Origin of the sequence: Bacillus cereus group sp. Bce019 (assembly GCF_051781745.1) — a bacterium.
In the GTDB taxonomy this organism is placed as follows: Bacteria; Bacillota; Bacilli; order Bacillales; family Bacillaceae_G; genus Bacillus_A; species Bacillus_A cereus.
On record NZ_JBPWJX010000004.1, the window covers coordinates 119,054 to 144,662 of the forward strand.

The window sequence follows — 25,609 nt, forward strand, 5'->3', positions numbered from 1 at the left end:
CCTATGGAAAATAATATGAAAGTATCGATGGGATGGATTATTCTTCTAATATTATTTGTTATGTTAAGTAAATACAATTTATATATTGGATTTTCATTGAAGATATATATGATTTTTTTAGTCATATATTTTTGTTTAACAATTAAAGACTTTCATATTCAAAAATTATATTTTTATGAAGTTATATTTTTACTGTTTTATTTCATTTATTGTTTAAGTGGAATTCTTTCTATGTATTTAAATGCTAGTATTCGTATGATTTTTGGCGTGCTACTCGTTTTAGGATGCTATTTTATAATGAGAAATTTATTGGGGAATACTGAAATAGTGGTACTTGAATCATCTATTGCTTATGTAGGAGTAGTATTTAATGTTGTAAGTCTAATACTCTATATAATCGGTTTACAATACTTTAGTTTATACGGTGGAGAAGAGAGAGAAATTTTTGCTGGTTTATTAGTGGATAGAGGATATCCACGGTTAATTGGATTGCTAGATGATCCTAACATCTTTATTTTCTATAATACAATATTTTTTATGTACTATATGACGAATTTACAAAATATCACTAACATTCTAGGGTTAATTTTATGTGTTACGACGAGTTTATTAACTTTTTCAAGGGGTGGTATACTAGCGCTTGTGCTTGTCGTTTTTGTATATATATGTATGTCTAGTTTCGCTAAAAAAATAAAAATAATTATAAGTTTAGTATTGTTTAGTGTAGTTATTTTTAGTTTATCGAATAGTGTAATGGGGGGGCAATTAGATGACATATTAAATAAACGAATTTCTGATTTTTCCCATGATAATGGAAGTGGTAGATTTACATTATGGGAAGCTGCTTTTAAATATTATTTATCCAATCCATATATCGGAATCGGTGCTTTTAACTTTTCGAATTATTATGAGTATCAATTTAATGAAAAATTATATGTACACAATACATTTTTAGAAATCTTGTCTGAATCGGGTACAATTGGTTTTCTTCTATATAGCGCGTTTTTATTCATATTAATGTTCAAGCTAGCGCAGCATACTTTGTTTCGTGAAAAACCATATCTTCTATTGACTATGATTGCATTTATATTTCAGATGATGTCATTGTCACTCATTATTAACGAAGCATTCTTTTTATTTTTAGCAGTTGTTGTGAAGTATATTTCAATATATGAAGGAAGGGGAAAGATAGATGGTAAAATGTCTATCAGCACATAACGAGCCGCCTTATGTTTCTGTAATAACACCTTCTTATAATAGTATGCGATTTATAGGTGAGACAATTTTATCTGTACAGAATCAATCGTATGAAAACTGGGAAATGCTTATCGTTGATGACGGTTCAACCGACCAATCTGCCACAAAAATTAAAGATATAATAGAAGGAGACTCACGTATTAGGTTATTATCATTAAAACAAAATGTTGGTGCTGCTAAAGCTCGGAATTTAGCGATCCAAGAGGCGAGAGGAAGGTACATTGCCTTTTTAGATAGCGATGATATATGGTTGCCGCATAAATTGAAGACACAATTGTTATTTATGGAAGAAATGAATATTGCTTTTTCATATGCGTCGTATAGTTTAATTGATGAAAACGGTAATGAATTAAATCGTGAAGTGAGTGCACCAAAATCTGTTGACTATCATTATTTAGTAGGAAATACAATTATCGGTTGTTTAACAGTGATGATTGATCGTGAAAAAATTCCATATGTCGAAATGCCTAGTATACAGCCGGAAGATACAGCGTTATGGCTGAACTTATTACATGAAGGGTATGAAGCAAAAGGGATACAGCAAGTGTTAGCAAAATATAGAATTGTTACAAATTCTGTTTCTAGAAATAAAATTAGAGCAGCTTTCCGGTATTGGAAATTGTTAAGGGAACAAGAACGACTGAATTCGGTGCAAATTTTTTACTATTTTAGTAAGTATGCTTATCATGCTTATAAAAAAAATAAAATCAATGTAGTTGGGAAGACGCAATTATGAATATACTGTTGATGACAGATAAATTGATAACTGGCGGAGCCGAGAGCTATTTTTGTAAATTGGAAAGTAATTTGCGTTATGATGATTTTAAGATTTATACAGCTGCAGGTGATGGAGAACTATATGAATCTCTTACTAGAAAAGAAAATTTTATATTACTTAGTCGATGGAATCATTTGAGAAATATTTATTATTTACGAAACGAAATTTGTAAACGAAAGATAGAACTTATTCATGCAAATAGTTTGCGAATGGTATTATATGCTTTTCTAATTCAAAAGTTTATTAAAAAAAAGATGAAAATTGTTTATACGAAACATAATGTAACGATATTAGAAAAGAAAATGCCAACGCTTTTTCGTTATTTCATGAATAAATATGTGAACAATATTATTACAGTAAGTGAGTTTGAGAAGAATAATTTAATTTCAATTCATGTAGCAGAAGAAAAAATAAATACAATTTATAACGGTGTCGATATTGAAAAGTTTTTATTCCAGCAGAAAAAGAAAGAATCTACATATAAAATAGGGATATTAGCTAGATTATCCAAAGAGAAAAACCATCAACTATTTGTCAAAATTGCAAATGTGTTGAAAAAGAGAAATGATTTTATGTTTTATATTGCTGGTGATGGACCAGAGAAAGAATCGATTATGAAAGAAATAGAAAAATATGGATTACAGCAAAGGGTGAAGATGCTAGGGAATATTTCAGAGCCGCATGAGTTTATAGGGAATATGGATGCTTTACTTTTATTATCTTTTCGTGAAGTGTTTCCAATGGTAGTAATTGAAGCGATGGCTACAGGGACACCAATTGTTTCAATAGATGTTGGTGGAATACATGAAGCGGTAATAGATGGAGAATCAGGTGTTTTAATATCTGAATATTGCGAATCTGAATTCGCAAGTGCACTTGAAGAACTACAAGGGGATGAACAAAGGGTAAATGATATTAGATTGAAAGCACGAGAGAAAGCAGTGAGGTATTTCTCGTTAGCTAAAATGATAGAAGAAACGAAAAATATATATGAGTTAAACAAATGACCGGGTAGGTCGTTTGTTTTTTTAATTATAGAAACTTTTAAGAGAGAACTCACATATTATATGAAAAAAGGTAATATGAGGAGTGAATTTATTTTGTCAGAATATATTTCTTCCCAAGAAGATTGTGCGCCAGAAAGTAGCGTTCACATTGATTGTTTTGGCGCAGTTCCAAACTCGGGAAATGATAGCTCATTAGCAATTCAGCAAGCTATTGATTATTGTGTAGCGAATCGAATTTCGACGGTTAGAATTACAGGGGTAAATACGTACAAAATTGGAAAGCCGATTGTTATTAAATCAAACGTAAGATTAGAGTTAGATCCTACCGTAACGCTGCAAATTGATGGGGATTTTAATGCATTTGAGCTACAAAGTAACGCTTCGATAGTTGGTGGTACTATTCAAGTTATAAATCCGTTGTTTCAATCGGCTGTCATTTATGTTTCTGGTTCACAACAAATCGAAGTACCTAATCAATCTGTTATATCAAATATAAATATAATAAATACAACTCCATCGTATAAAGGAAAAGCTATACATTTTTATTGTCAAAAGGCATGGGATTATATTAGTTTCTTTCAAGTCAAATTTATTCAAATTAAAAACTTTCAAACTGCAATATATTTGAAAACAGAGTATATAGATGATATCAATACACCTTGCTGGATTAATGCCAATGTATTTCAATCAATATTTATTGATGGATGTGTGTATGGGATTGAAGTAGATGGAAATAGTGATTTGCCAAATGAAAGTTCAGGAAATACGTTTCATGATATTCAAGTGCAATGTAGACAACAAACGAAAAAAGCAATTCGTTGCTCAGGTGCGTATAATACATTTGATTGTATGATTTGGGATACGTACCGGATGAGTAGTGAACAAATTGTTATTGAATTTTCTTCCAATTCGCATCGTAACTACCTTTTTTCAAATCTGCTTTCGACAACTATTGTAGATAAAGGACAATACAATGTTTGTAAGTCTACTTATGAAGAATCTCTTCGAATTCAGTTACCGATTACGTTAAATAAACCACATTTAATAGGAAATCAAGATGATATTTTAGTAAATGCTCAGCAGAAATATAATGTTAAGCAAGTAAGTGGGAAAGTACCGTACGGGGGAAATCTAGCAAATTGCTTTAATTTAATAGATGAGCAAAGTGTAAACTATAATGACGTTCCAGATAGTAGTCCAGTTGTCATTGAACTTGATTTTACGAAAAAACCAATACAAATGTTAAATTGTTTTGGAATGTATTTTGGGTGGGGAGAGAGTCCAAAGAAAATTAAAATTGAATATGCATTAAGCGCAACTGGAAGTTGGGTTATCGCATTGGATGTTCCATTAAATGTTGGTGATACAATTATATCGAATATGAAGGCGAGTCAGTTATATAAAGTTAGAATTACATTAAGTGGTTATTCCCAAGATCATAAACGTTTTCGAATTAATCGTATCTTTGCAAGATCTTCTATGGAAAATGGGAGTGCTTGGTTAGCGACAACTGGCGGAAGAATGTTTGGAGATATTGAAATAGAGGCAAGTAAAGGTATAATCATGAAGACTGCTAGTGGAGTGAAATGGAAAGTTACTATTAATGAAGCTGGTCAACTTATTACGACTAAAATAACTTGAGATGGTGTTTAATCGTATATCCTTGGACGAGTTACAACGTAGTGGGATATAGGTAATGAAAAAGAGATTGTAATTTGGTTTCAACCAAACTACAATCTCTTTTTTGTTTCAATTACTTCCACCAAATCCAAGTCCAAAGGTAATTTCGTACATTTCGAGGAGTAATGCGAATGAATCGTTCACCGTCAAAGAAGCAATTTAAATTTGGAAGTGCTTCATCTGGATTTTCTGGAACAAAGGTGACGATGTTTTCGTTACTTGTAACGGTTACTATAATTGGTGGGTCGGTAGGCGAGACTTGAAGTTGTAACGAAATATTGGCCGTATTTTTAAACTCATTATTAACAGGTGGACTTATTACTTGTACTGTGAATAACACGATAATTGTTTCGTTTGGTTCCAAATTAGTAGCGACTAGGAAACCGATATTCGGATTCGCTAGTGGAGAGCATTCACCGTTAATAAAGACAGTGCCATTTATAAAGTGTAAACCTGCTGGAATAGTATCTTGTAAAGAAATATTTGAGAGTGGAATTTTGGAAGTATTTGTAATGCGCACCGTGTAATCAAAATATTGATTTAAATAAGCTGAGCTGACGGAAGCATTTTTCGTGACTGTTGCAGTTATAAATTGAATTGGTATACGAACAATATTTGAATTAACAATGAAAGTAATAATTGGATCCTGTGGTGTCAATTGAAAGGCAGCGGTAACTGTTGCAGAATTTATAATTGTACTGTTTGAAGGAATAGAAGTTACGAGAACTTGAAATGTTATAGTTGCTACTGAATCTGCAGGTAAAGAGCCGATATTAATACCAGTGTCTGGACGAACATTTGTAACGGGAGTACCGTTAATTGTTACGCTGTTTTCTATAAATGTTGTACCAGCTGGAATGCTGTCTATAACAGAAGTACTGATTGTCGGAATTGGGGAGTGATTAAATACCGCTAATGTGAATGTAATGATATCTCCTATAACGACAATAGATTTGTCAGCTGTTTTTTCAATGTCAACCATCGGATCAACGACTGTCGTTGTAACGGTATTTGTTTGCTTTGTAACTGTATTTATTTGCTTTGTAATCGTAATAGGTGGTTGGATTGGACCGACAATAGGCGTATAGGAAATAGTAGCATCGTTATTGATTGTAGATTGAAGAGTAGAAGAAGAAATTGTCACTTGGAATGTAATAATAACAGATTTATTTGGAGCAAGATTTCCTAACGTAATACCATTTTCCGGATTCGCATTAGGTTGATTGATTCCGTTAATCGTAACACTACCAATAACAAATGTCGTATCTGCTGGTGCTGTGTCTACTAAAAGAAGGTCTTCGATAATGATATTACCATTATTAGTAATCGTGATGGTATACGTTAAAGTTTGACCGGGTAAGGCACTTGTGAAATCAACAGCTTTTATCGCAATGACATTATCATTTTGGACAGTAGTTGTGACGGTGTTTGTTGTAGTCGTATTTGTAACAGGTACGTTATTTGGGTTGACTATATAGTTAAAAGTAGTAATTGCGTTGTTGTTTAGTTCATTTGGTGTTGGAATAGAAGTCACAGTTACTTGGAATGAAACGATAGCATCTTCACCAATAGTTATAGTACCAATTGGTATGCCGCTTACTGGATTCACTCCTGGAAGAGTTTCTCCGTTTACAATGACGCTATTTTCTATAAACGTAGTACCTTGAGGAATAATATCTTGAATGATTACATCATTTACTGCAACATTACCGGTTTGATTTAGTGTAATCGTATACGTTAACGTATCACCAACCGTTGCAAATGCAAGGTCAACAGCTTTATTACTATTCAAATTTGCGTGATTAATTTCTGTTGCGGCAGCTGATGAAATAATAGTTTCGGTAATAGGTGGTCGATCTGGTAACGTGTATTCATATTCAATTGTACTCGTGTTAGAGATTGGATTTGTTTGTGGAATCGAAGTAACCCTTACTTGGAATAGAATAGTTGCTGTCGTATTAGGTGGAATGGTATCAATTTGTATACCGTTAAGAGGATTGTCATTTGGCCGAGCGTTGCCGTTCACGATAACACTATTCTCTATAAAGCTCGTATTTGCTGGGATAATATCTGTAACAATAATGTTTTCGACTTGTATATTTCCGTTATTTATGATGGAAATTGTATAAGGGATGATAGTTTGTAAGTCAGCATATTGGATAGGTGTTGTTTTTGTCGCAATTACATTAGCGGAAATAACTTCAGTGAAGGTAATATTGCTAGTCGATATTTGTTCTTCCACGTTTATTGTATAACGAGAAGTTGATTGATTTTGAACATGACCGCTAGCAGGAAGAGCTACGACGGTAACAGAAAATGTGACTGGGATAGAAATGTTAGGAGCAATCGTTCCCACAAGTATACCTACACTTGGGTTGGCGTTAAGCTGAGGAATGTTATTTACTAAAACGCTACCGCCAATAAAGGTTGTTCCATCAGGTATATTGTCTGTAAATACAACAGCAGTGGCATCCGTATTCCCTGTATTCGTTAAAGTTGTTGTATAAGTTAAAATGTCACCAATCGTTACAGAGGTTAAATCAACAGTTTTAAGTGAAACGATATCAGCATCATTAATTTGAACGAAAGTAGTATTGGAAGTAGTAGATTTTTGAATTGGTGCAAAGTCAGGATTGAAAATAAAGTCGTAGGCGATGTTTGCAGTATTAGGTGTTGGATTTACAGTAGGTAAATTCGTAACGGAAACTTGGAATGTTATTGTAGCCATTTGACCTGCTGCGACATTAGGAATGGAAAAGCCGATATTGGGATCTGCTGCAGGAAGTACAGTATTATTAACTATTACACTTCCTGGAATAAATACTGTTCCATCTGCTATAGTATCTGTAAAAAAGATGGAGTTAGTTGTAGCCGATCCATTATTTTGAATGAATACTGTATATTCAATGGTTTCATCAATAGTAGCTAATACAGTATTAGCAGATTTTGTAGCAATAAGAATAGCATCAATAAATTGTATGTTTGTAGCATTGGAAGAGGTCGTTTCTGAAATTGGTGGTGTGCTTGGGTCTGGTCGATACTCATAGTGAATGACGGCGATATTATTAATGTTATTTTGTGGCGGTATAGAAACTACGCTTACTTGGAACGTAACAATAATCGTATTATTTGGAAGAATTATATCAAGATTGATACCGGTAATTGGATTTTCGTTAGGTCTTGGTACGCCATCTACAAGAATGCTATTTGGAACGAATGTGGTGCCAGAAGCAATTGCGTCAAGTAGGAGAGTATTTGTAATAGGTATTGTACCGGCGTTTGTAACTGCGACTGTATATGTGATGATTTGACCGATACGTGTAATGGATCTGTTAGCGGATTTAATTGCACTAACATTTGCCGTTCGCACTTCAGTATTTACTGCATTTGATAACGATCTATGCTGAATAATTGGAGAACTAGGGTCAATTTGGTATTCGTACGAAGTGTCTGAAATATTAATGACTGTATTGCCCTCTGGTATATTTGTAAGTTGTACTTGGAATGAAATAGTGACTGTTTCATTTGGTTGTATCGTGCCGAGAGTTACTCCGTTTTCAGGATTCACGCCAGGCTGAATTACATTATTTATTGCTAAGCTATCTTCAATGAATATAGTACCTTCTGGAATGTTATCAATGAACACGATATTGTTAGCCGGAACGGTTCCTATATTTTGAAGTGTATTTGTGTAGGTAATCATTTGCCCGATTGATACGAAATTTACATCCGCGCTTTTAACAGAAATAATATTTGCATTTTGAAGTGATGTTGTAACAATGTTAGAATTTGCAGAGCGATTTACTGGTGGGGCTGTAGGAATACTTACATATTGGTAAGTTGCTGAAGATTGATTTACAATTTCAGTTTCATTCGGTGGATTATTTGTTTGCACTTGAAATAGTATCGTTTTGGAACTGTTTGCTGGAATTGTTCCAATTGGTATTCCGTTTTCAGGATTTACACCTGGCTGAAGGACACCGTTAATTGTGACACTATCGGGAACGAATGTAGTCCCAGTTGGAATAGAATCTGTGAAATTAATATTTATTGCGTCAACATTACCGATATTTTTCACTTCAGAAATATAAAGTATAGTTCCACCGATATCTACAGTTGTTGGATTGGATGTTTTTGTAATTGTCAATTGTGCTTGCACGAAATTTGTAATAACGATATTACTAGTAGATGTTTCACTAATAGGCGGTTGCCCTGGGTCTGGTTGGATTGTATATGTTGTATTGGATTGATTTGTAATCGATTCTTGCGAGAATGAATCGTTAATAAGAATTTGGAACGAAATAAGATGAGTAGCGTTTGCTACTAGGGTAGGCAAAGTAACACCTACATTTGGATTGGCACCAAGTATAGTTGTTCCATTAAGTGTAAAACTATTTTCTACGAATGTAGTATTTTGGGGAATAGTATCTGAAAATATGAGATTCGTAGCTGGAATATTTCCGGTATTTTCTAGTGTTATCGTATAAGTCAAAATATCACCTGTTGTTGCTTGTTGTGCATTGACTCCTTTTAAAGAAAGGATAGTCGCATCTGAAATTTGTGTGAAAGCGGGATTAGACGTAATTGTTCGAGAGATGATAGGAGCAGTTGGATCGGCGATAAAAGTGTAGTCAATACGGGCTGTATTAGAAATTGGGTTCACGCTTGGAATAGATTGAACGATAACCTGGAATGTTACAGTGACGATTTCTGACGGTGTGATGGAGTTTAATGGTATTCCTACGTTAGGATCAGCATCTGGAACGGAAACGCTATTAATAGTTACGCTATTCGGAATAAATGCAGTTCCTTCTGGGACCAAATCTGTTAAAGTAACTGTATTTGCAGTAGTATTTCCGTTATTTTGAACGACTACTGTGTAAGTGATTGTACCGTCAGTAGATTGTACGAGAGAATCTGTACTTTTAATTATGGATAATGATGCATCAACAACAGCTGTATTAACCGTATTAGACGAGGATGTTGCTGTAACAGGAGGTTGACTTGGATCGACAATATACGTGTAACTTGTAAGTGCTTGATTTATAATTGCTCCTTGTGGTGGAATAGAACTTGCAAGAAATTGGAACGTAATAGTAGCGGAATCACCTGGTGCGATAATACCAACGGGAATACCGAGAGTTGGACTTGCATCTGGAAGTGAAATCCCGTTGAGCGTAACACTATTTGGAACAAATAATGCTCCTTCAGGAACTCCGTTAATGAGTAATACAGAGTTTGCAGGGAAGTTTCCAGTATTCGTTAATGTTGCTGTATACGTAATTACATCCCCGATAGACACAATTGAACGATTTGCTTGTAAAACAGTTGTAACAGTCGCGTTATTAATTTGTGTTGAAGCGCTATTAGAATTTATCGTGCCTGTAACAGGAGGAGAGGCCGGATCAACGATGAATGTGTATTGAATAGATGCTACGTTTGTAATCGGATTTGAAGGTGGAGTTGATGTAACTATGACTTGGAAAGTAACGGTTAAGGAACTATCCGAGCTAATTGTTCCGATATTCACTCCGTTATTTGGATTTGCACCTGGAATGGTACTTCCATTTACAGCAAAACTATTTTCAACAAAGGTTGTTCCTACTGGAATTGGGTCTGAGAAATTTATATTCGTAGCGTTTGTATTGCCGCTATTTTGAATCAAAACTGTATAAGTGATCGTATCTCCAATATTTGCAAAGGCTGTATTAGCAGTTTTTACAGCTGAAAGTATTGCTGTATTAATAGAAGTAACGAAGACATTCGTTTCCACATTGCCAGGTTGAGCCAGTAATGCATTGCCTACGTTATATTGGAAGTTAACAAATCCTAAGTTTTGGAGTTCAGGTGTGAACGTTGTTGGATTACTTACGATTTGTACTTGGAATATGATTGTAACAGTTTGATTTGGATTGATTGTATTTATGCCAACACCGTTAATAATCGAAGCGGATGGTAATGGAGTGCCATCAACAATAACTGATCCTGCAACAAATTGTGTCCACGATGGTAAAGGGTCTGAGAATATAGCGTTGTTAGCAGGAATATTGCCTGTGTTCGTAATAGTCGTTGTATACGTAATCATATCACCAATCGTTGCAAAAGTTTTATCTCCTATTTTAATAGTATTTAAAATAGCACTTTCAATTTTTGTTGTAACGTTGTTAGAAATAATATTTTTTGAAACTGGGGGATTAGCTGGATTAACGATATGTTGAAAGCTAACGCTAGCTTGATTAGTAATTGGATTTATAGGCGGAATTTCATTGGCGATAATGTTAAATGCTACGATGACAGATTCGTTTGGCGCGATATCACCGATTGGAACGCCTGTAATGATATCTGCATTTGGGATGCTAGTTCCGTTCAGTGTAAAGCTATTCGGTTCAAAGGAAGTTCCGTCTGGAATAAGGTCGGTAAAAATAACATTCGTTGCACTTACATTTCCGCTATTTGTAATTGTAACGGTGTAGGTAATATCCTGCCCGATATCTACCGTAGATACATTTGAATTTTTTTGTGCAGTAAGGATAGCGCTATTAATTTGTGTTGTCGTTGTATTAGATTGATTGGAAGTTGTAATAAGTGGCTGGCTAGGATCAACGACATAATGATATGTGGTAGAAGCAGAGTTAGAAATGGGATTAAGTGTTGGAAGTGTAATAACAGTTGCTTGGAATGTAACGATTGCCGTATTACCACCATTAATGGAACCAATATTTACACCAGTTGATAAATCGGCGTTTGGAATGGTTTGCCCATTAGCTGTGAAACTATTTGGAACGAAACTTAAATTGCTATCAAGAATATCGATAATAGTTACATCAGTTGCGGTCACATTTCCGGTATTAGGAAGGTTAAGTGTAAATGTTATTGTATTACCAACATCCGCAAAAGTAAGATCTGCTGTTTTGGTGCTAATAATAGTTGCGTTGTTTATTTGAAGGAGTGTAGTGTTGGAAGTAGCTGCACTTGAAACGGGAGGATTAACAGGATCAACAGTAAATTCATACGTCGTTGATGCTGTATTTGGTGCTGGGTTACTAAGGGGAATATTGTTTACTGTAACTTGAAAGACGATACTATATATTTCATTTGGTGGAAGTGTTGCAAGTAATACACCTGTATTTGGATTCGCGTCAGGTTGTAGAACACCATCAACAGTTAATGTGTTAGGAACAAATGTGAGTCCACTCGGTAATGCATCTGTGAATACAATATTAGTTGCATCGGTATTGCCTACATTGGTAATAGAAGTAGTATAAAAAGCAGTTTGCCCGATATCTGCAAAGGATACACTTTCATTTTTCGTCATAGACAATATTGCTTCGTTAATTTGGGTTGAAACAGGATTACTAATTGAAGTTTCTGCATCAGGCGGTGAGACTAATTGATACGATGTTGATGAGAAATTTACAATTGGGTTTTGGGTTGGTAATGATGTTACAGTAACTTGGAACGAAACTGTTACTGTAGTCCCGGCTGTTATTGTCCCAATATTCACACCGTTTGATGGGTCCGCCCCACTTTGAGGAACTCCATTAATAGAAAATGTGTTTACAATAAATGTAGTTCCACTTGGCACGGTATCTGTGAATATAACATTTTGTGCGGATGAGTTTCCATTGTTTGTTAAAGCGACAGTATAAGTGAGTGTGTCTCCGATACGACTAAAAGACTTATCGACTTGTTTTAATGAAAGAATGGTAGCTGTATTAATCGTAGTGAACACTGTGTTTGAAGTAACGGTCCTTGAAACAATCGGTGCATTTGGGTCAGCGATAAATGTGTAAGAAGCAGTAGCGGAATTGGCAATAGGATTTTGGGCTGGTGTAGAAGTAACGGTAACTTGAAATGCTATAGATATTGAGCTGTTAGGAGCAATTGATCCAATCGTTATACCGGTATTAGGATTGAGTCCAATTTGTGTGATGTCATCTATTGTAACGCTATCAGTAATAAACGTTGTTCCATCTGGTATAAGGTCAATGAAAGCAATATCTGTAGCGTTTGTATTACCACTATTCGTTAAAATGGTCGTATAGGTAATGGTATCACCTAGCGTTACAAGTGTTTGATCGACGGATTTCACCATCGTAATGATAGCATCTAATACAGGGGTTGTAACGATATTCGTTGAAGTAGAAGTTGTAACAGGAGTTCCGTTTGGATCGACAGTATAAGAATATAAAATGGTATCATTCCCCATAATTGAACTTGAAGGGGGAACAGAAAGAACATTTACTTGGAAAGTAACGGTTACTGTTTCACCAGGAGCGATATTTGGTATGTTTACTCCAAGTGCTGGTTGCACACTAGGCTGCTGAATTCCATTTATTGTGACTGAATTTGGTATAAATGTAGTACTAGCTGGAATGGTGCTCGTAAAAGTTACATTTGTAGCTGGTGTATTTCCTGTATTCGTAATAGTCGTTGTATACGTAATGGTATCACCGATAGAAATAATAGATTTATCAACAGTTTTTGTTGTAGTTAATATTACACTATTAATGGTCGTTGAAACTGTATTTGATATCGTTGTTTGTAACGCAGAAGGTTGACTAGGATCAACTACATGTTCAAATTGTGTGGAACTAAAATTAGAAATAGGATTTATACTTGGAATGTTTGTTACAAGCGCATTTATCGTAATATTAGCCGTACTACCGGGATTTATATTTCCAATTTGAATCCCAGTAGCTGGATTTCCAATTTGCTGTGTACCAGAATCGTTTGTAAGTGATCCGGAAATAAAAGTTGTTCCTTCAGGTAAAACATCCGTGAAAATTATATTTTGTGAAGTAACATTTCCAGGATTACTTAATGTAATTGTATAAGAAAGTGTATCCCCAATCGTAGCGAAAGCTTTGTCTACAGATTTAACAAGTGCGATTTCCCCAGAATTTATTTGTGTCGAAACAGGATTGGATGTCGTACTTCTTGAAACGAGTGGTAAATTAGGTCCTGTCATAAATTGATAATCAATGGAAGCTCCATTTACAACCGGTGAGTTTGGCCCCCCAGGTCCAATTGTGAAAATTGGATTTGGAATGCTAACTACTTGCACGCGGAAGGTAACGTTTATAAAATCTCCTGCAATAATATCCCCAATTGGTATTCCATTTGCTGGATTTACTCCAGATAATAAAACCCCGCCTACTCGAACGCTATCTTCTATAAATACTGTATTATTTGGAATCGAATCTGTAAAAAGGATATTCGTAGCAGTTACATTCCCTATATTTTCCAATAAAACAGTATACGTTAAAAATGAATTTCCAGGTGCGATGTCAGAGAATAGTCGATCCACACTTTTCGTTGCTTGAATAATTGCTTCGTTAATTTGAACTAAAGTTGGATTGCTTGTAGCTGTTTCTGTCACCGGCGGCTGGGTAGGATTAACGATGATAGAGTATGTTGTGCTAGATTGGTTCAATGTTGGATTTGTAGCTGGTATTGAACCAACGATAGCTTGAAAGCTAATTGTTGTCGTTCTTCCAACTGGAATTGAATCTAAAGGAACACCATTATCAGGCCTAAATCCAAGTTGTGGGATGGTATTAATTTGTACGCTATCAGGAACGAATGAGAGTTCAGCTGGTAATATATCGATAAAAACAGGTGTGTTTGCAGTAGTATTTCCGCTATTAGTGAGAGTAGTTGTATACGTAATTGTATCTCCAACAGCAGCAAATGCATTGCTAGCAGTTTTTGTGGCGATAACGGAAGCAGAGTTTACTTGTGTAAAAGTTTTATTGGATTGAACGGTTCGTGAAACAGGCGGTTCATTTATATCAACAATAAAGCTATATTGAAGCGATGATTGGTTCGGAATTGGATTAGGGTTTGGAAGAGTTGTAATGTTTACTTGAAAACTAAGTGTAACCGATGCATTTGCATTTAAGTTACCAATATGGATACTGTTTTGTGGATTTGTATTCGGGACCGTTACACCGTTTATTTTAAAACTATTTGGAACAAAGGTAGTACCACTTGGAATTGAATCTGTAAAAATAATGTTGTTCGCAGTAGTATTTCCTGTGTTTGTAACAACTGAGGTGAATGTAATCGTATCTCCTATTGTAGCGAAAGTTGTACTAGCATTTTTATTTATTACTAAAGTAGCGTCAACAATTGGTGTAACTGTCGTGTTTGTAACAGTACTGCCAACAGCTGGTATTTCAGTTGGATTCACCGCATATTCGTAGTTTACAAGAGCATTATTTGTTAAAGTTCCACTCGGTGGAATGGCGAGGATTTTCACTTGGAATGTAATGAAAGTAATGCCGCCGGGTGAAATATCTTCTAAATGAATACCTAATGAAGGATCTAATCCAGGCTGGGATACGTTATTTATCGTAATGGAATTTGGAATAAAGGATGCACCTGGTCCAAGTCCATCTGTTAAAAGAGTTGCACTAGCAGGGATGTTACCTGTATTTGTCAACGTAATTGTATAGGTGACAATGTCTCCGATTGCAGCTGTTGGCGTATTTACTGATTTTGTAGCGACAATCGTAGCGTTATTAATTTGAGTTGTTATTACGTTACTTAATGCATTGGCGGATGCTGGAGGTAAGTTAGGATCTACGACATACTGGTACGTTGTATTGTTTTGGTTCGGGATTGGATTTGGATTCGGGATAGTATTTACTTGTACTTGGAACGAGATGATCGTATTTGCATTCGGATGTATCGGATCAATGGCAATTCCGTTTGCTGGATTTACATTAGGGAGTGTATTCCCGTTTACAGTAACACTATTAGAAATAAACGATGTCCCGTTTGGAATTACATCTGTAAATATTACATTTGATGCAAGTGTGTTCCCCTTATTCGTTAAAGTAGTCGTGTACGTAATAATATCATTTACGTTAGCAAACTGTTTATCTGCCGATTTAGTAGCAGCAATTGAGGCGTTATTAATAGTTGTCTGTACAGTGTTAGAAGCAACCATCTGCATCACAGCAGGTTTGGATGGATCATACGTATATTGGAATGTTGTGTCTGATTGATTTGTAATTGGGTTTACAGCAGGGATAGTTGGTACAAAAACTTGGAATGCAACGGTGCGTGATGAATTCGCTCCTATCGTACCAATCGAAATGCCGTTAGCAGGATTTGCATTGGCTACAGGGACATTATTAATCGTTACAGTATTAGGAATGAAGAGGGTACCCGCTGGAATGATATCTGTAAACGTTACATTAGCAGCAGGGGTATTCCCGTTATTTGTTAAAATGGTTGCATATAGTATGACATCACCGACATCAGCGAAGTTTGTACTCGTTAGTTTTGTAGCAACGATATTAGCAGTATTAATTTGTGTAGTTACTATATTGCTAGCAGCGTTTCTAACAAGAGCAGGTAAATTTGGATCAGCGATAAAGCTATATTGCAGTGAAGCGCTGTTTTGAATTGGGTTTGGTGAAGGTAGCCCATTTGCACTTATTTGAAAAACAATCGTTGTAAAACCACCTGAAGGAATGGAGCCTACTTGAAGACCGGTACTAGGGTCTGCACCTAGTTGTAAAGCACCACCTATAAAAATACTATTTGGTACGATAGTGGTGCCATTTGGGATTATATCAGTAACAATAACATTATTTGCTGTAGTATTGCCAAGATTAGCTAAAGAAATTGTATATGTGATTGGTTGCCGGACATCGGCGATAGTCAAATCTACTTCTTTGACAATAACTACATTTGCTAAATTAATTTGTGTACTTACGGTATTACTTACAGATGTTTCTATAGTTGGTGGATCGTCCGGATTTAAAGTAAAGCTATATTGTGTACTAGATGAATTTATTGTTGGATTTTGAGCTGGTAAAGAGGTGATAGTTACTTGGTAAGAAACAGTAATTTCACCGTTAGCAGGAATGGAAGGCAATGGAACACCAATGTTCGGATCTGCGTTATTTTGGAGTACACCATTAATAAGGAAAGTGTTTGGGATAAAGGTAGTGCCATCTGGATTTGTATCTACGAAAGTTGGGTTATCAGCAGTAACGCTTCCTGCATTTGTTAAAAGAATGGTATAAGTTAATACATCCCCAACAGTAGCGAACGCTCGATCCACTGTTTTTGCTGAAATGACATTTGCGTCATTTACTTGAGTAAATGTAGTGGTTGAAGTTGTGTTCTTACTTATAGGGGGAACGTTTGGATCAACGATAAAGTTATAAGAAATAGAAGCGCTATTTGAAATAGGATTTGGGTTTGGAATGCTAGTTATTACTACTTGGAATGAAGCTGTAATCGTAGTATTAGCATTAATGCTACCAATATTAATGCTAGCTGGTGTTGCGCCCGGCTGAGTAACGCCGTTAACTATAACACTGTTCGATACAAAGGAAGTACCGTTTGCTATTGAATCGAATAGTAATACATTGTTCGCCGTAACATTTCCATTGTTTGTAAGAGCGAAGGTATAAGTTAATACATCGCCAACTTCTGCGAACGTTTTATCTACAGATTTAGTAGCTTGAAGGTTTGCTAGTCTAATTGTTGATGTAACAGAATTAGAATTTGCTGTTTTTGAAGTTGGTGGCAAATTTGGATTTACAGTATATAGATAAGAGGCGAAAGCATTATTAATGATAGGATTTTGGGTCGTAATATTGATGACTGTTACTTGGAAAGAAAGGGTAACAGTAGCCCCACCAGGAATTGTGCCGATAGGTAAAGCGACGAGAGAATCTACATTTTGTAAAACTCCGTTTAGTGTTACAGAACCAGGAGTCAATATCGTTCCGTTTGGAAGTGGATCTGTTAGTTGCACGTTAGTAGCAGCTGTATTTCCACTGTTTGTAATAAGAATTGTATAACTGATTGTTTCGCCAATTGTAGCAAATTGTTTATTTGTTGATTTTGTTAATGTTACATTCGCATTGTTAATTTGAGTGGAAACGAGATTAGAAGAAATGTTTTTGGTAACGGGTGATTGACTAGGATTGACGGTATATTGATAAGAAGCGCTTGAACTATTAGATACGACATTTGACGCGGGTATTGTATTTACAACTACTTGAAATGCAACATTTTTTGTTGTACCAGTTGGAATAGATCCTATATTCACACCAGTAGCGGGATTTGCTCCAACTTGTGTCGTGCCATCTATTGTTAAACTGTTGAGAACAAAAGTTGTACCAGTAGGAATGACATCTGTAAAAATAACGTTATTTGCATTCGTATTACCTATACCTGTAAAGGAAACGGTGTACGTTAGTGTATCACCAATATCTGCAAAATTTTTATCTACTGCTTTCGTCATTGTTACAGTAGCATTATTCACTTGAGTGGAGACGATATTCGTCGTATCAGTCCCGCTTACTGCAGGTTGATTAGGTACAGGAATGTATTGATATGTTGTTGTTCCACTATTTAATATTGGGTTTGTTTGAGGGATAGAAGGAACGAGCACTTGGAATGAAATAGTAGTAGTGGAATTTGCGGCAATTGAACCAATTGGTATACCATTAGCGGGATTTGCGCCAGTTTGAGTAACTCCGTTCACAGTTACACTTCCTGGAATGAAAGTAGTCCCGCTAGGAATCGGATCCGTATATATCACATTCGTTGCAACGATATTTCCTATATTAGCTAAGGCAATACTGTATGTTAACGTTTCACCAATATCTGTAAAAAGTTTGTTAACTGATTTTGTGCCATTAATATCTGCAAGGTTAACTTGTGTTCCAGCAGAGTTGCTTGTTGCAAGACCGTTAAAGGTTGTTCCTCCGGCAATTGGTGTATATTGAAATGTAATATTAGCAGTGTTAGAGATAGGATTTTGACTTGGAAGAGAAACGACGGTAGCTTGGAAAGTTACTGTACGAGAAGCACCATTATTAATGGTTCCGAGAGATATACCAGCGGCCGGATTTGCGTTCGTTTGTGGGACATTATCTATTGTTAAAGTGCCAGGTATAAAGGAAGTACCGTTAGGGAGAATGTCTGTAAAAATAACGTTATTGGCAGGAAGAAGTCCGGTGTTAGGGATAGTAACTGTATAAGTGAGAACGTCTCCAATTGCCGCAACACTTTTATTTACGCTTTTCGTTGCTTGAATATTAGGTGAATTTATGTTGATTTGTAAACCGACTGTATTCAACATATAAGCGTCTCCGTTAGTCGTTAAACGGATTGCGGCGGACACTTGAGAATTTGTTAAATAAGGAGAAATATCAATGGAAGTAATGTCCCAGCCCTGTCTTCCAGCGGAGATGTTTGTGCCTGTAGAAGCACTTTGATTTCGCGTTCCAAATGTTCCAGTTGTATCTAAATTTCCAGCAGCATTGTTAACTTGAGAACCGAAGAAATTATTTACAGCATTATTTGGCCCAGATAAAGCATTTAATGAACTGAAATTTGGTCCAAATAATGCTTGATCCCCTGTTATATCTGCATCTCCTTCAATAGAACTTAAAAATAATCGTCCACTTACAGGTCCTCCTGAAGGTGTTAAAAATCCAGAAACAGCTACATCTGCACTACCAGTATCAGCAGAAACACGGTTACCAGCTACATAAATGGTTAAGTTTCTTGCTGGCAATGTCCCGTTTTGATAAGCGACGATAAGCGTCCATCCAGCCGAATTAATTGTTCCATTAGAAGCATCTATAGGATCTACAAGTCCAGGAACCGCTCCTGTAGTATAGGAACCAGCACCTCCAGATTGAATAAGAGTTGTTACGTCTGCTGAACGAGTGTAAAAGCCAAATGTAATAGAGTTTGAAACGAATGTTTGATTTGAAGCTGTAACAGCTGAAGGAGTAATCGAGTATGTTGAAACAGGTGTTGTAAAAGAAACTGGATTTCCTAATACACTCGTAATTTTTTGATCACGAGATAAATAGTTTCCACCCCAAACGAGTTCTGCGTAAAGAATCGTACTACCAGCAGGGATATTTAAAATAGCGGTAGAACTATTTTGTGTATAGTTTAACGTTGTACCAGCAGGAAAAGTGGGAACTTGTAAAGCGGTATTCGTAGTTGCGAATGCACCAATTGCCCCGATTGTACCAGCACGGTTTTGATTACTGATTTTACTTAACCCTAAAGTATTACCTGTAATAGCCAGTGCGCCGTTAGTGGTGGTAGAAAATCGATTCGTAATGGGCATGTTGTCACCTCATTTACAATATAGTCTTGGTCAAAATAACATATGTGTGTGATAAATAAAGGGAAACATGTACAAGTTGATTTAGTAATAATGATTTAAATGTCTAGATAAGGGGATGGAGTATGATTGAATTGGAAATTAGAGTGGAGCGTCTTAGGGAAGAACAAATAGGCGACATTGTAGCATTATCATCTTATATTGGCTGGGATTATAACAGAGAAGAAGTTGAAACAATTTTTAACTCAGGTATTGTATACGGCGTATGGAATGAGAGAAAGGAACTTATTGCTAGCGCAGCAATAATATTATATGGGGAGGCGTTGGCATCTATCGGAATGGTAATTGTACATCCAGATTATAAGGGAAGAGGAATTGGAAAGAGGATTACAAATTCATGCATGAATAGCGTATCAGTTCAAACTCCATTTATGCTTATTGCTACGGATGAAGGGAAGCCCTTATATGAAAAATTAGGATTTAGGGCTGTTAGTTATGTTTCTAAATACATATGTAACTCGTACAATACGAAGGATCATTGTATAGAAAATGAAGGTTATATGATGAATTATGAAGAGTGTGATTTAGAAAAAATAATAAAAATAGATAGAGATGCATTTGGGACAAGTCGAAACGATTTTTTAAAACAAAGAATTATGCAAAGTGAGCAGTGTGTCGTTGTAAAGGATACGAAAGAAAATGTAGTAGGATACGGTATAAGTATACAAACGCCAGAAAATAAAATAATAGGACCAGTCGTTGCTAAAAATAATGCGATGGCAATGAGAATAGTACATAATTTAGCAAGAGGGCATAATGGGAGATTAAGAATGGATGTACCAGAAGGAAAGAACGATTTCATGAAAGAATTAGAGATTGCTGGTTTTAAAAAGGTGAATACACCACCAATTATGATGAAAAATAGCGGTCAATTATTAAAAAGGAATAATGAGTTATATAGCATTGCAGCACAAATTTTTGGGTGAAAAAGAATCCTTCTGAATGAAGGATTCTTTTTCGCTAATCACGATATTGATCATGAGTCGGCTGAAAGAGGTCTTCCTCGATATCTCTCACCATAGAAAAATGATCAACGTTATAATGACCGTGTAAAGTTTTATTGTGATGACCAATAATTTGTTCTGCAGACAATACGTTAGAATCAGTTGTTGAATGACCGTTTTTAATTAATGTAACGTCAAATCCTTGTACAGTTGCTGCTCTAACTGCAGTGTCAATGCAATGTTCTGTTTTACATCCGCCTATAACAATATGATTAATGTTTTCTTCTTTTAAAAGTTCAAGTAAAGAAGTGCCGTAGAATGAATTGGTTGCTGCTTTATTAATAAAGATTGCAGACTGGGGTACTTGAATTTGATTATGTACTTCAAATCCTTCGCCACTACCAGAAGCAACATCGATATCTCTTACGAAAACAATAAGAGCATTTGAATCTATTGCTTTCTGCAGGGCTATATTTAGTGTAGATAATAGCTCGGTTTTACGAAAAACTTCATTTTCTTGCTCATTTCCATCAATTAATTCTTGCTGAGCGTCAATAATTAATAGTGCTTGTTTCATCGTGTCTCCCCTTTAATATGAAATAAGTTCCACTGTACATATTCCTTCAGATTGTTAGAAAATCCTCCATTGTAAGAGAAGTAGAAGATTGATTTACAAAGTTGTCAAAGAAATTTCATTCTCATAGCGTGTAAAAACATGTATGATAGGAGATGGAGAATTTTTGAGTAGGTGGGAATAACATGCAAACAGTAGAAGATTATCTTTCATTCTTACATACGAAAGGATTTAAATTATCAGAGGAAGCACAAGGGTTTATTATGTTTGGACAAGGATATACTGGTGCGTCTGATGGGATTGTGAACGCAGCAATAGAAGCGACAATTAAACATCAATTGCAGTTTGATGGTAGTTATTTCGTTGCGTTATTAGAACGATTGAAAGAGGAAGAAATTACAGATAAAAAAAGCGCTAAGGCTTTTATGCGGAAGTTACAAGCGTAACTTCACGCAGCCTGCGCTTCTTTTTTTGTTTTGGAAGGTAATTCAACAAAAATCATGCCTAGAAAAATACATAGACATCCGATAATAGCAGAAATAGAAAGTTGTTCATTTGCAACGAGAACGCCTGTTAATGCAGCAAAAACGGGCTCCATTGCGAAAATAATTGCTACTCTCGTTGGAGAAGTGTGTTTTTGTGCCGATGTTTGAATGAAAAAAGCAATAGATGTTGCAAACAGGGCAGTTAGAAAGAGTGCGAATAAAAAGGATTGATTCGTCCATAGTGATACTGAAAATAACTTTTTCCAATCTTCAAACAAGAAAGCGCAAATAGAAGAAAATATACCAACAGCTAATACTTGAGATGTGCTTAATAATAAAGGTGATATTTTTTTAGAAAAGAAGCCGTTAATAAGAATATGGGCAGCGAAAGCGACTGCACAACCAAGAACAAGTATATCTCCTATATTTAATTGGAAAGAATCAGCAGCTGTTAATAAGTACAAACCTGTTGTAGCTACAGCAATACCAAGTATGATGAAAATGGTGGCTTTTTGTTTTAAAAAGATAAATGATAAGATTGGGACCATAACAATGCTTAGCCCAGTTAAGAAACCTGCTTTTGAAGAAGTTGTATAGAGTAAGCCAAATGTTTGTAATAAATAGCCGACAAATAAGAAGAACCCAACCATTAATCCAGCTAAACTACTATGTTTTAATTCTTGTTTTGAAGTTTTCTGTGAGAAAATAATTTGAACGAATAATAAAATAATTCCAGCGAATAAAAAGCGAATACCATTAAACGTAAATGGACCAACGAAAGACATAGCGTTTTGAACGACAACAAACGTAGCTCCCCAAATAAAAGAGACAAATAATAAAGCAAGAGGAGCAATCCACTCTTTTTTCACACTCATACCCCCGTTAATTTTGTAAGATAGCTTTTCTAGCTAATTCATCAGCTACTTTATTTTGACTACTTGGAATCCACTTAATAAAAAAGAGATCGAAGTTTTTTATGTACTGCAGTGCTTCATCTAAAAGAGGTGCAAATATTTTATTTTTTGCGTATTCCTTTTCAACAGCCCGCTCAACAAGCTGCGAATCTGTACGAAAAGAGACAGTGCTATAATTATGCTCGATGCAATATTTTAATGCTAGAAGTAAAGCGCGGTATTCTGCTTCATGATTGGACATTGTTCCAAGTGGTACTGATAGTTGTATAGGTGGCTGAACGCCTTTAATAAACACTCCTGCACCAGAAGGACCAGGATTTCCTTTTGATGCACCATCAATATATACTTCAATCAAAATGAGAAACCTCCAAATTATAAGATGATCCCCTACTTAAATATTTTTTTGAAGTAGGGGATAGAGTAGTTATCCGATTGTGATGCTGTAACGACATGTAAATGTTTCATTCGCTTGTAAAGATTGAATTCCCTTTTTGTCCTTGAAATCTTTTGCTGGATTTACTTCATCAGCGATTCCATACCAAGGTTCAATACATAAGAAAGGTGCGTTATCCCCTGGTGTCCATACGCCAACAAATGGGAATCCATCAAATTCCACTTTTACAAATTTATTATGTTTATGAGAACGAATTGAAATTTCATTCGTATTCATATGTTCAAAAATAAGTGCATCATTTTTGAATAAATCATATGTAAGTGGCAATTCAGTCGTATTTTCAGCGATTAATTGCTTTTTGTTTGAAAGGTAAGGTCCTTCTAATACGCTTGTTTCTAAGCGTTCCGAACCATTAAACGATAAGTAATAATCTGTAAATGATTCACCGTCCAATAAAGGGAAGTTGAATCCAGGATGTGCTCCGATTGAGAAGAACATTTCTTTAGAAGTAGGATTGTTTACTTCATATGTTACATGAACACTTTGTCCATCTAGCTCATAAGAAACGAGTAATTCGAATTCGTATGGGTATTTTTTTAATGTTTCTTCATTACTAGTAACGATATAAGTGATCTTTGTTTCGCTTTGTTCTTTCACGGAGAAAGTAAGATCACGAGCGAAACCGTGTTGTGTTAATGAATATGGTTTACCGTCTACGTAGTATGTATTATCTACTAATCGACCGACAATTGGGAACAAAATTGGTGCACGGCGTCCCCAATAAGTAGAATCACCTTGCCATAAATATTCTATGTTGTCTTCTTTTAAGCGAACGCTCTGTAATTCTGCACCTTTGTCAGAAATGGAAACGATCACTTTTTTATTTTGAATTGTTGCTGTCATGAAGTGAAACCTCCTAAATCTTTCATATGCTTTATTATACGTTGTCTAAAAGAAAAAAGGTAGTTCACGATAGGAATCTATTGACGAAAGAGGGGCTACCACGTAAAATATAATCTTGTTGCTTAAAAAACGAATAACGTGGTTCGAAACCATCCCACGTAAAAAAACTAAGGAGATTTTGTCATGAATATTAGAACATTAGTCGGTAATGGTATTTTAGCGGCATTATATATTGCTGTTTCTATGCTTATTCAGCCATTTGGCTTTACGAATGTACAGTTTCGTATTTCAGAGATGTTTAATCATCTCGTTGTATTTAACAAGAAAGCAATTTACGGAATTGTATTAGGTGTATTTTTAACGAATCTCTTTTTCTCACCTATGATCGCTTATGATTTAGTATTTGGAGTAGGTCAATCTATTCTTGCATTAGTTGCAACGATTATTTCTATGCGGTTTATTAAAGGTGTTTGGGCTCGTATGATTTTTAATACAGTTATCTTTACGATTACAATGTTTATGATTGCAATTGAACTTCATCTTGCATTGGGTTTACCATTTATGTTGTCTTGGTTAACTTGTGCAATTGGTGAATTTGTTGTCATGGCGATCGGTATGCCTGTAATGTACTGGATTAATAAGCGAGTACAATTTGAAAGATTTATGTAATAGATGAAAGAGCTATTCCTATAGGGATAGCTCTTTTTGTATGTAATCATATTGAATATAATACTGTGACTCTTGATAAAATATAATAAAATAAAGTGAGGCTTCAATTAGCCGGATAAATAAGAAGTCTTACATAAGGGGAATGTAGTATGAAATATAAAATTCATTGGTTGTATAAAACGAAGCGCGGATTGCAGACGGAATTAACGACAGGGTATATGAACATAGAAGAAGTACTTCAATTTGCAGAGGATTTTGAGAAAACAGGAAGAGTAAAAGAATTTTCATTTTATGATGAAATGGACGCAGAATGGTCATTAAAAGAGATGAAAAAGTTAAGTAAGCAAGTAGAGGAAGAGCCCCAAGAAATACTCGTTTATTTTGATGGTGGGTATGATGTGCAAACGAAAGAAGCTGGCATTGGTATATGTGTGTATTATAAAAAAGCAAATACAAACTACCGCATTCGCCGCAATGCATATATAGAAGGTATATATGATAATAATGAAGCGGAATATGCATCATTATTATACGGTATGAATATACTCGAGGAACTAGGGATTAAGTATGAAGCAGTTACACTTCGCGGAGACTCACAAGTGGTACTGCAGCAATTAGCCGGAGAATGGCCTTGTTATGATGAACATTTAAATCATTATTTAGATCAAATTGAACAAAAGGCGAAGCAAATGAAATTAAAACTTATATGTGAGCCGATATCTAGAAAACAAAATAAAGAAGCACATCAATTAGCTACGCAAGCATTGGAAGGAACAGTTATTGATAGTCATAAAGAAATAACTGAATAGAGAGGTGCAAA

Annotated in this window: 13 protein-coding genes and 1 riboswitch; of the genes, 8 read left to right on the plus strand and 5 right to left on the minus strand. The window is 35.4% G+C overall.

The annotated features are described in order from the left end of the window. Positions 1–3: 3 nt before the first annotated feature. From ACS2QP_RS08930 to ACS2QP_RS08945, 4 genes are all read left to right on the plus strand, one after another. Positions 4–1,218 (plus strand): O-antigen ligase family protein, encoded by a 1,215-nt coding sequence (locus ACS2QP_RS08930; RefSeq protein ID WP_224201296.1) that lies wholly within the window; start codon positions 4–6, stop codon positions 1,216–1,218. Beyond that, positions 1,193–1,993: a glycosyltransferase family 2 protein gene (locus tag ACS2QP_RS08935; protein ID WP_000237687.1), complete on the plus strand. Its 801-nt coding sequence runs from the start codon at positions 1,193–1,195 to the stop codon at positions 1,991–1,993. The genes ACS2QP_RS08930 and ACS2QP_RS08935 overlap by 26 nt, the downstream gene beginning before the upstream one ends. Next, positions 1,990–3,042, plus strand: coding sequence for a glycosyltransferase family 4 protein (locus ACS2QP_RS08940; protein WP_001023704.1), 1,053 nt, complete (start codon positions 1,990–1,992; stop codon positions 3,040–3,042). Before ACS2QP_RS08935 ends, ACS2QP_RS08940 begins: the two co-directional genes overlap by 4 nt. Positions 3,043–3,135: 93 nt before the next feature. Continuing rightward, positions 3,136–4,683, plus strand: coding sequence for a hypothetical protein (locus ACS2QP_RS08945; RefSeq protein ID WP_438882341.1), 1,548 nt, complete (start codon positions 3,136–3,138; stop codon positions 4,681–4,683). Positions 4,684–4,795: 112 nt separating this feature from the next. Here ACS2QP_RS08945 and ACS2QP_RS08950 read toward each other — a convergent pair whose 3' ends face one another. Beyond that, a complete protein-coding gene (locus ACS2QP_RS08950) occupies positions 4,796–19,849 on the minus strand; it encodes a DUF7507 domain-containing protein (protein WP_438882342.1) in 15,054 nt (5,017 codons plus the stop codon). Positions 19,850–19,971: 122 nt separating this feature from the next. Here ACS2QP_RS08950 and ACS2QP_RS08955 point away from each other — a divergent pair, with 122 nt between their 5' ends. Next, a complete protein-coding gene (locus ACS2QP_RS08955; protein ID WP_000571016.1) occupies positions 19,972–20,832 on the plus strand; it encodes a GNAT family N-acetyltransferase in 861 nt (286 codons plus the stop codon). 34 nt (positions 20,833–20,866) lie between these two features. Here ACS2QP_RS08955 and ACS2QP_RS08960 read toward each other — a convergent pair whose 3' ends face one another. After that, positions 20,867–21,427, minus strand: coding sequence for a cysteine hydrolase family protein (locus ACS2QP_RS08960; RefSeq protein WP_000806319.1), 561 nt, complete (start codon positions 21,425–21,427; stop codon positions 20,867–20,869). Positions 21,428–21,609: 182 nt separating this feature from the next. Between ACS2QP_RS08960 and ACS2QP_RS08965 the strand changes: the two genes are divergently transcribed. After that, a complete protein-coding gene (locus ACS2QP_RS08965) occupies positions 21,610–21,870 on the plus strand; it encodes a DUF6123 family protein (protein WP_001195212.1) in 261 nt (86 codons plus the stop codon). Positions 21,871–21,872: 2 nt separating this feature from the next. Here the strand turns inward: ACS2QP_RS08965 and ACS2QP_RS08970 are convergent, their stop codons facing one another. From ACS2QP_RS08970 to ACS2QP_RS08980, 3 genes are all read right to left on the minus strand, one after another. Further along, entirely contained in the window at positions 21,873–22,778 is a 906-nt protein-coding gene (locus tag ACS2QP_RS08970; protein ID WP_000712607.1) for a DMT family transporter, read from the minus strand. A gap of 13 nt (positions 22,779–22,791) precedes the next feature. Next, positions 22,792–23,178: a reverse transcriptase-like protein gene (locus ACS2QP_RS08975; protein WP_017672989.1), complete on the minus strand. Its 387-nt coding sequence runs from the start codon at positions 23,176–23,178 to the stop codon at positions 22,792–22,794. Positions 23,179–23,247: 69 nt separating this feature from the next. Further along, positions 23,248–24,120 (minus strand): aldose 1-epimerase family protein, encoded by an 873-nt coding sequence (locus tag ACS2QP_RS08980; protein ID WP_000127435.1) that lies wholly within the window; start codon positions 24,118–24,120, stop codon positions 23,248–23,250. Between the two features lie 132 nt (positions 24,121–24,252). Beyond that, positions 24,253–24,297: riboswitch (PreQ1 riboswitch) on the plus strand. Positions 24,298–24,303: 6 nt separating this feature from the next. Here ACS2QP_RS08980 and ACS2QP_RS08985 point away from each other — a divergent pair. Both ACS2QP_RS08985 and ACS2QP_RS08990 read left to right on the plus strand, forming a co-directional pair. Next, on the plus strand, positions 24,304–24,789 hold the full coding sequence (locus ACS2QP_RS08985; RefSeq protein WP_001026474.1) for a QueT transporter family protein: 486 nt from the start codon (positions 24,304–24,306) through the stop codon (positions 24,787–24,789). A 149-nt stretch (positions 24,790–24,938) separates the two neighbouring features. Continuing rightward, entirely contained in the window at positions 24,939–25,598 is a 660-nt protein-coding gene (locus ACS2QP_RS08990) for a ribonuclease H family protein (RefSeq protein WP_000875558.1), read from the plus strand. Positions 25,599–25,609: the final 11 nt, after the last annotated feature.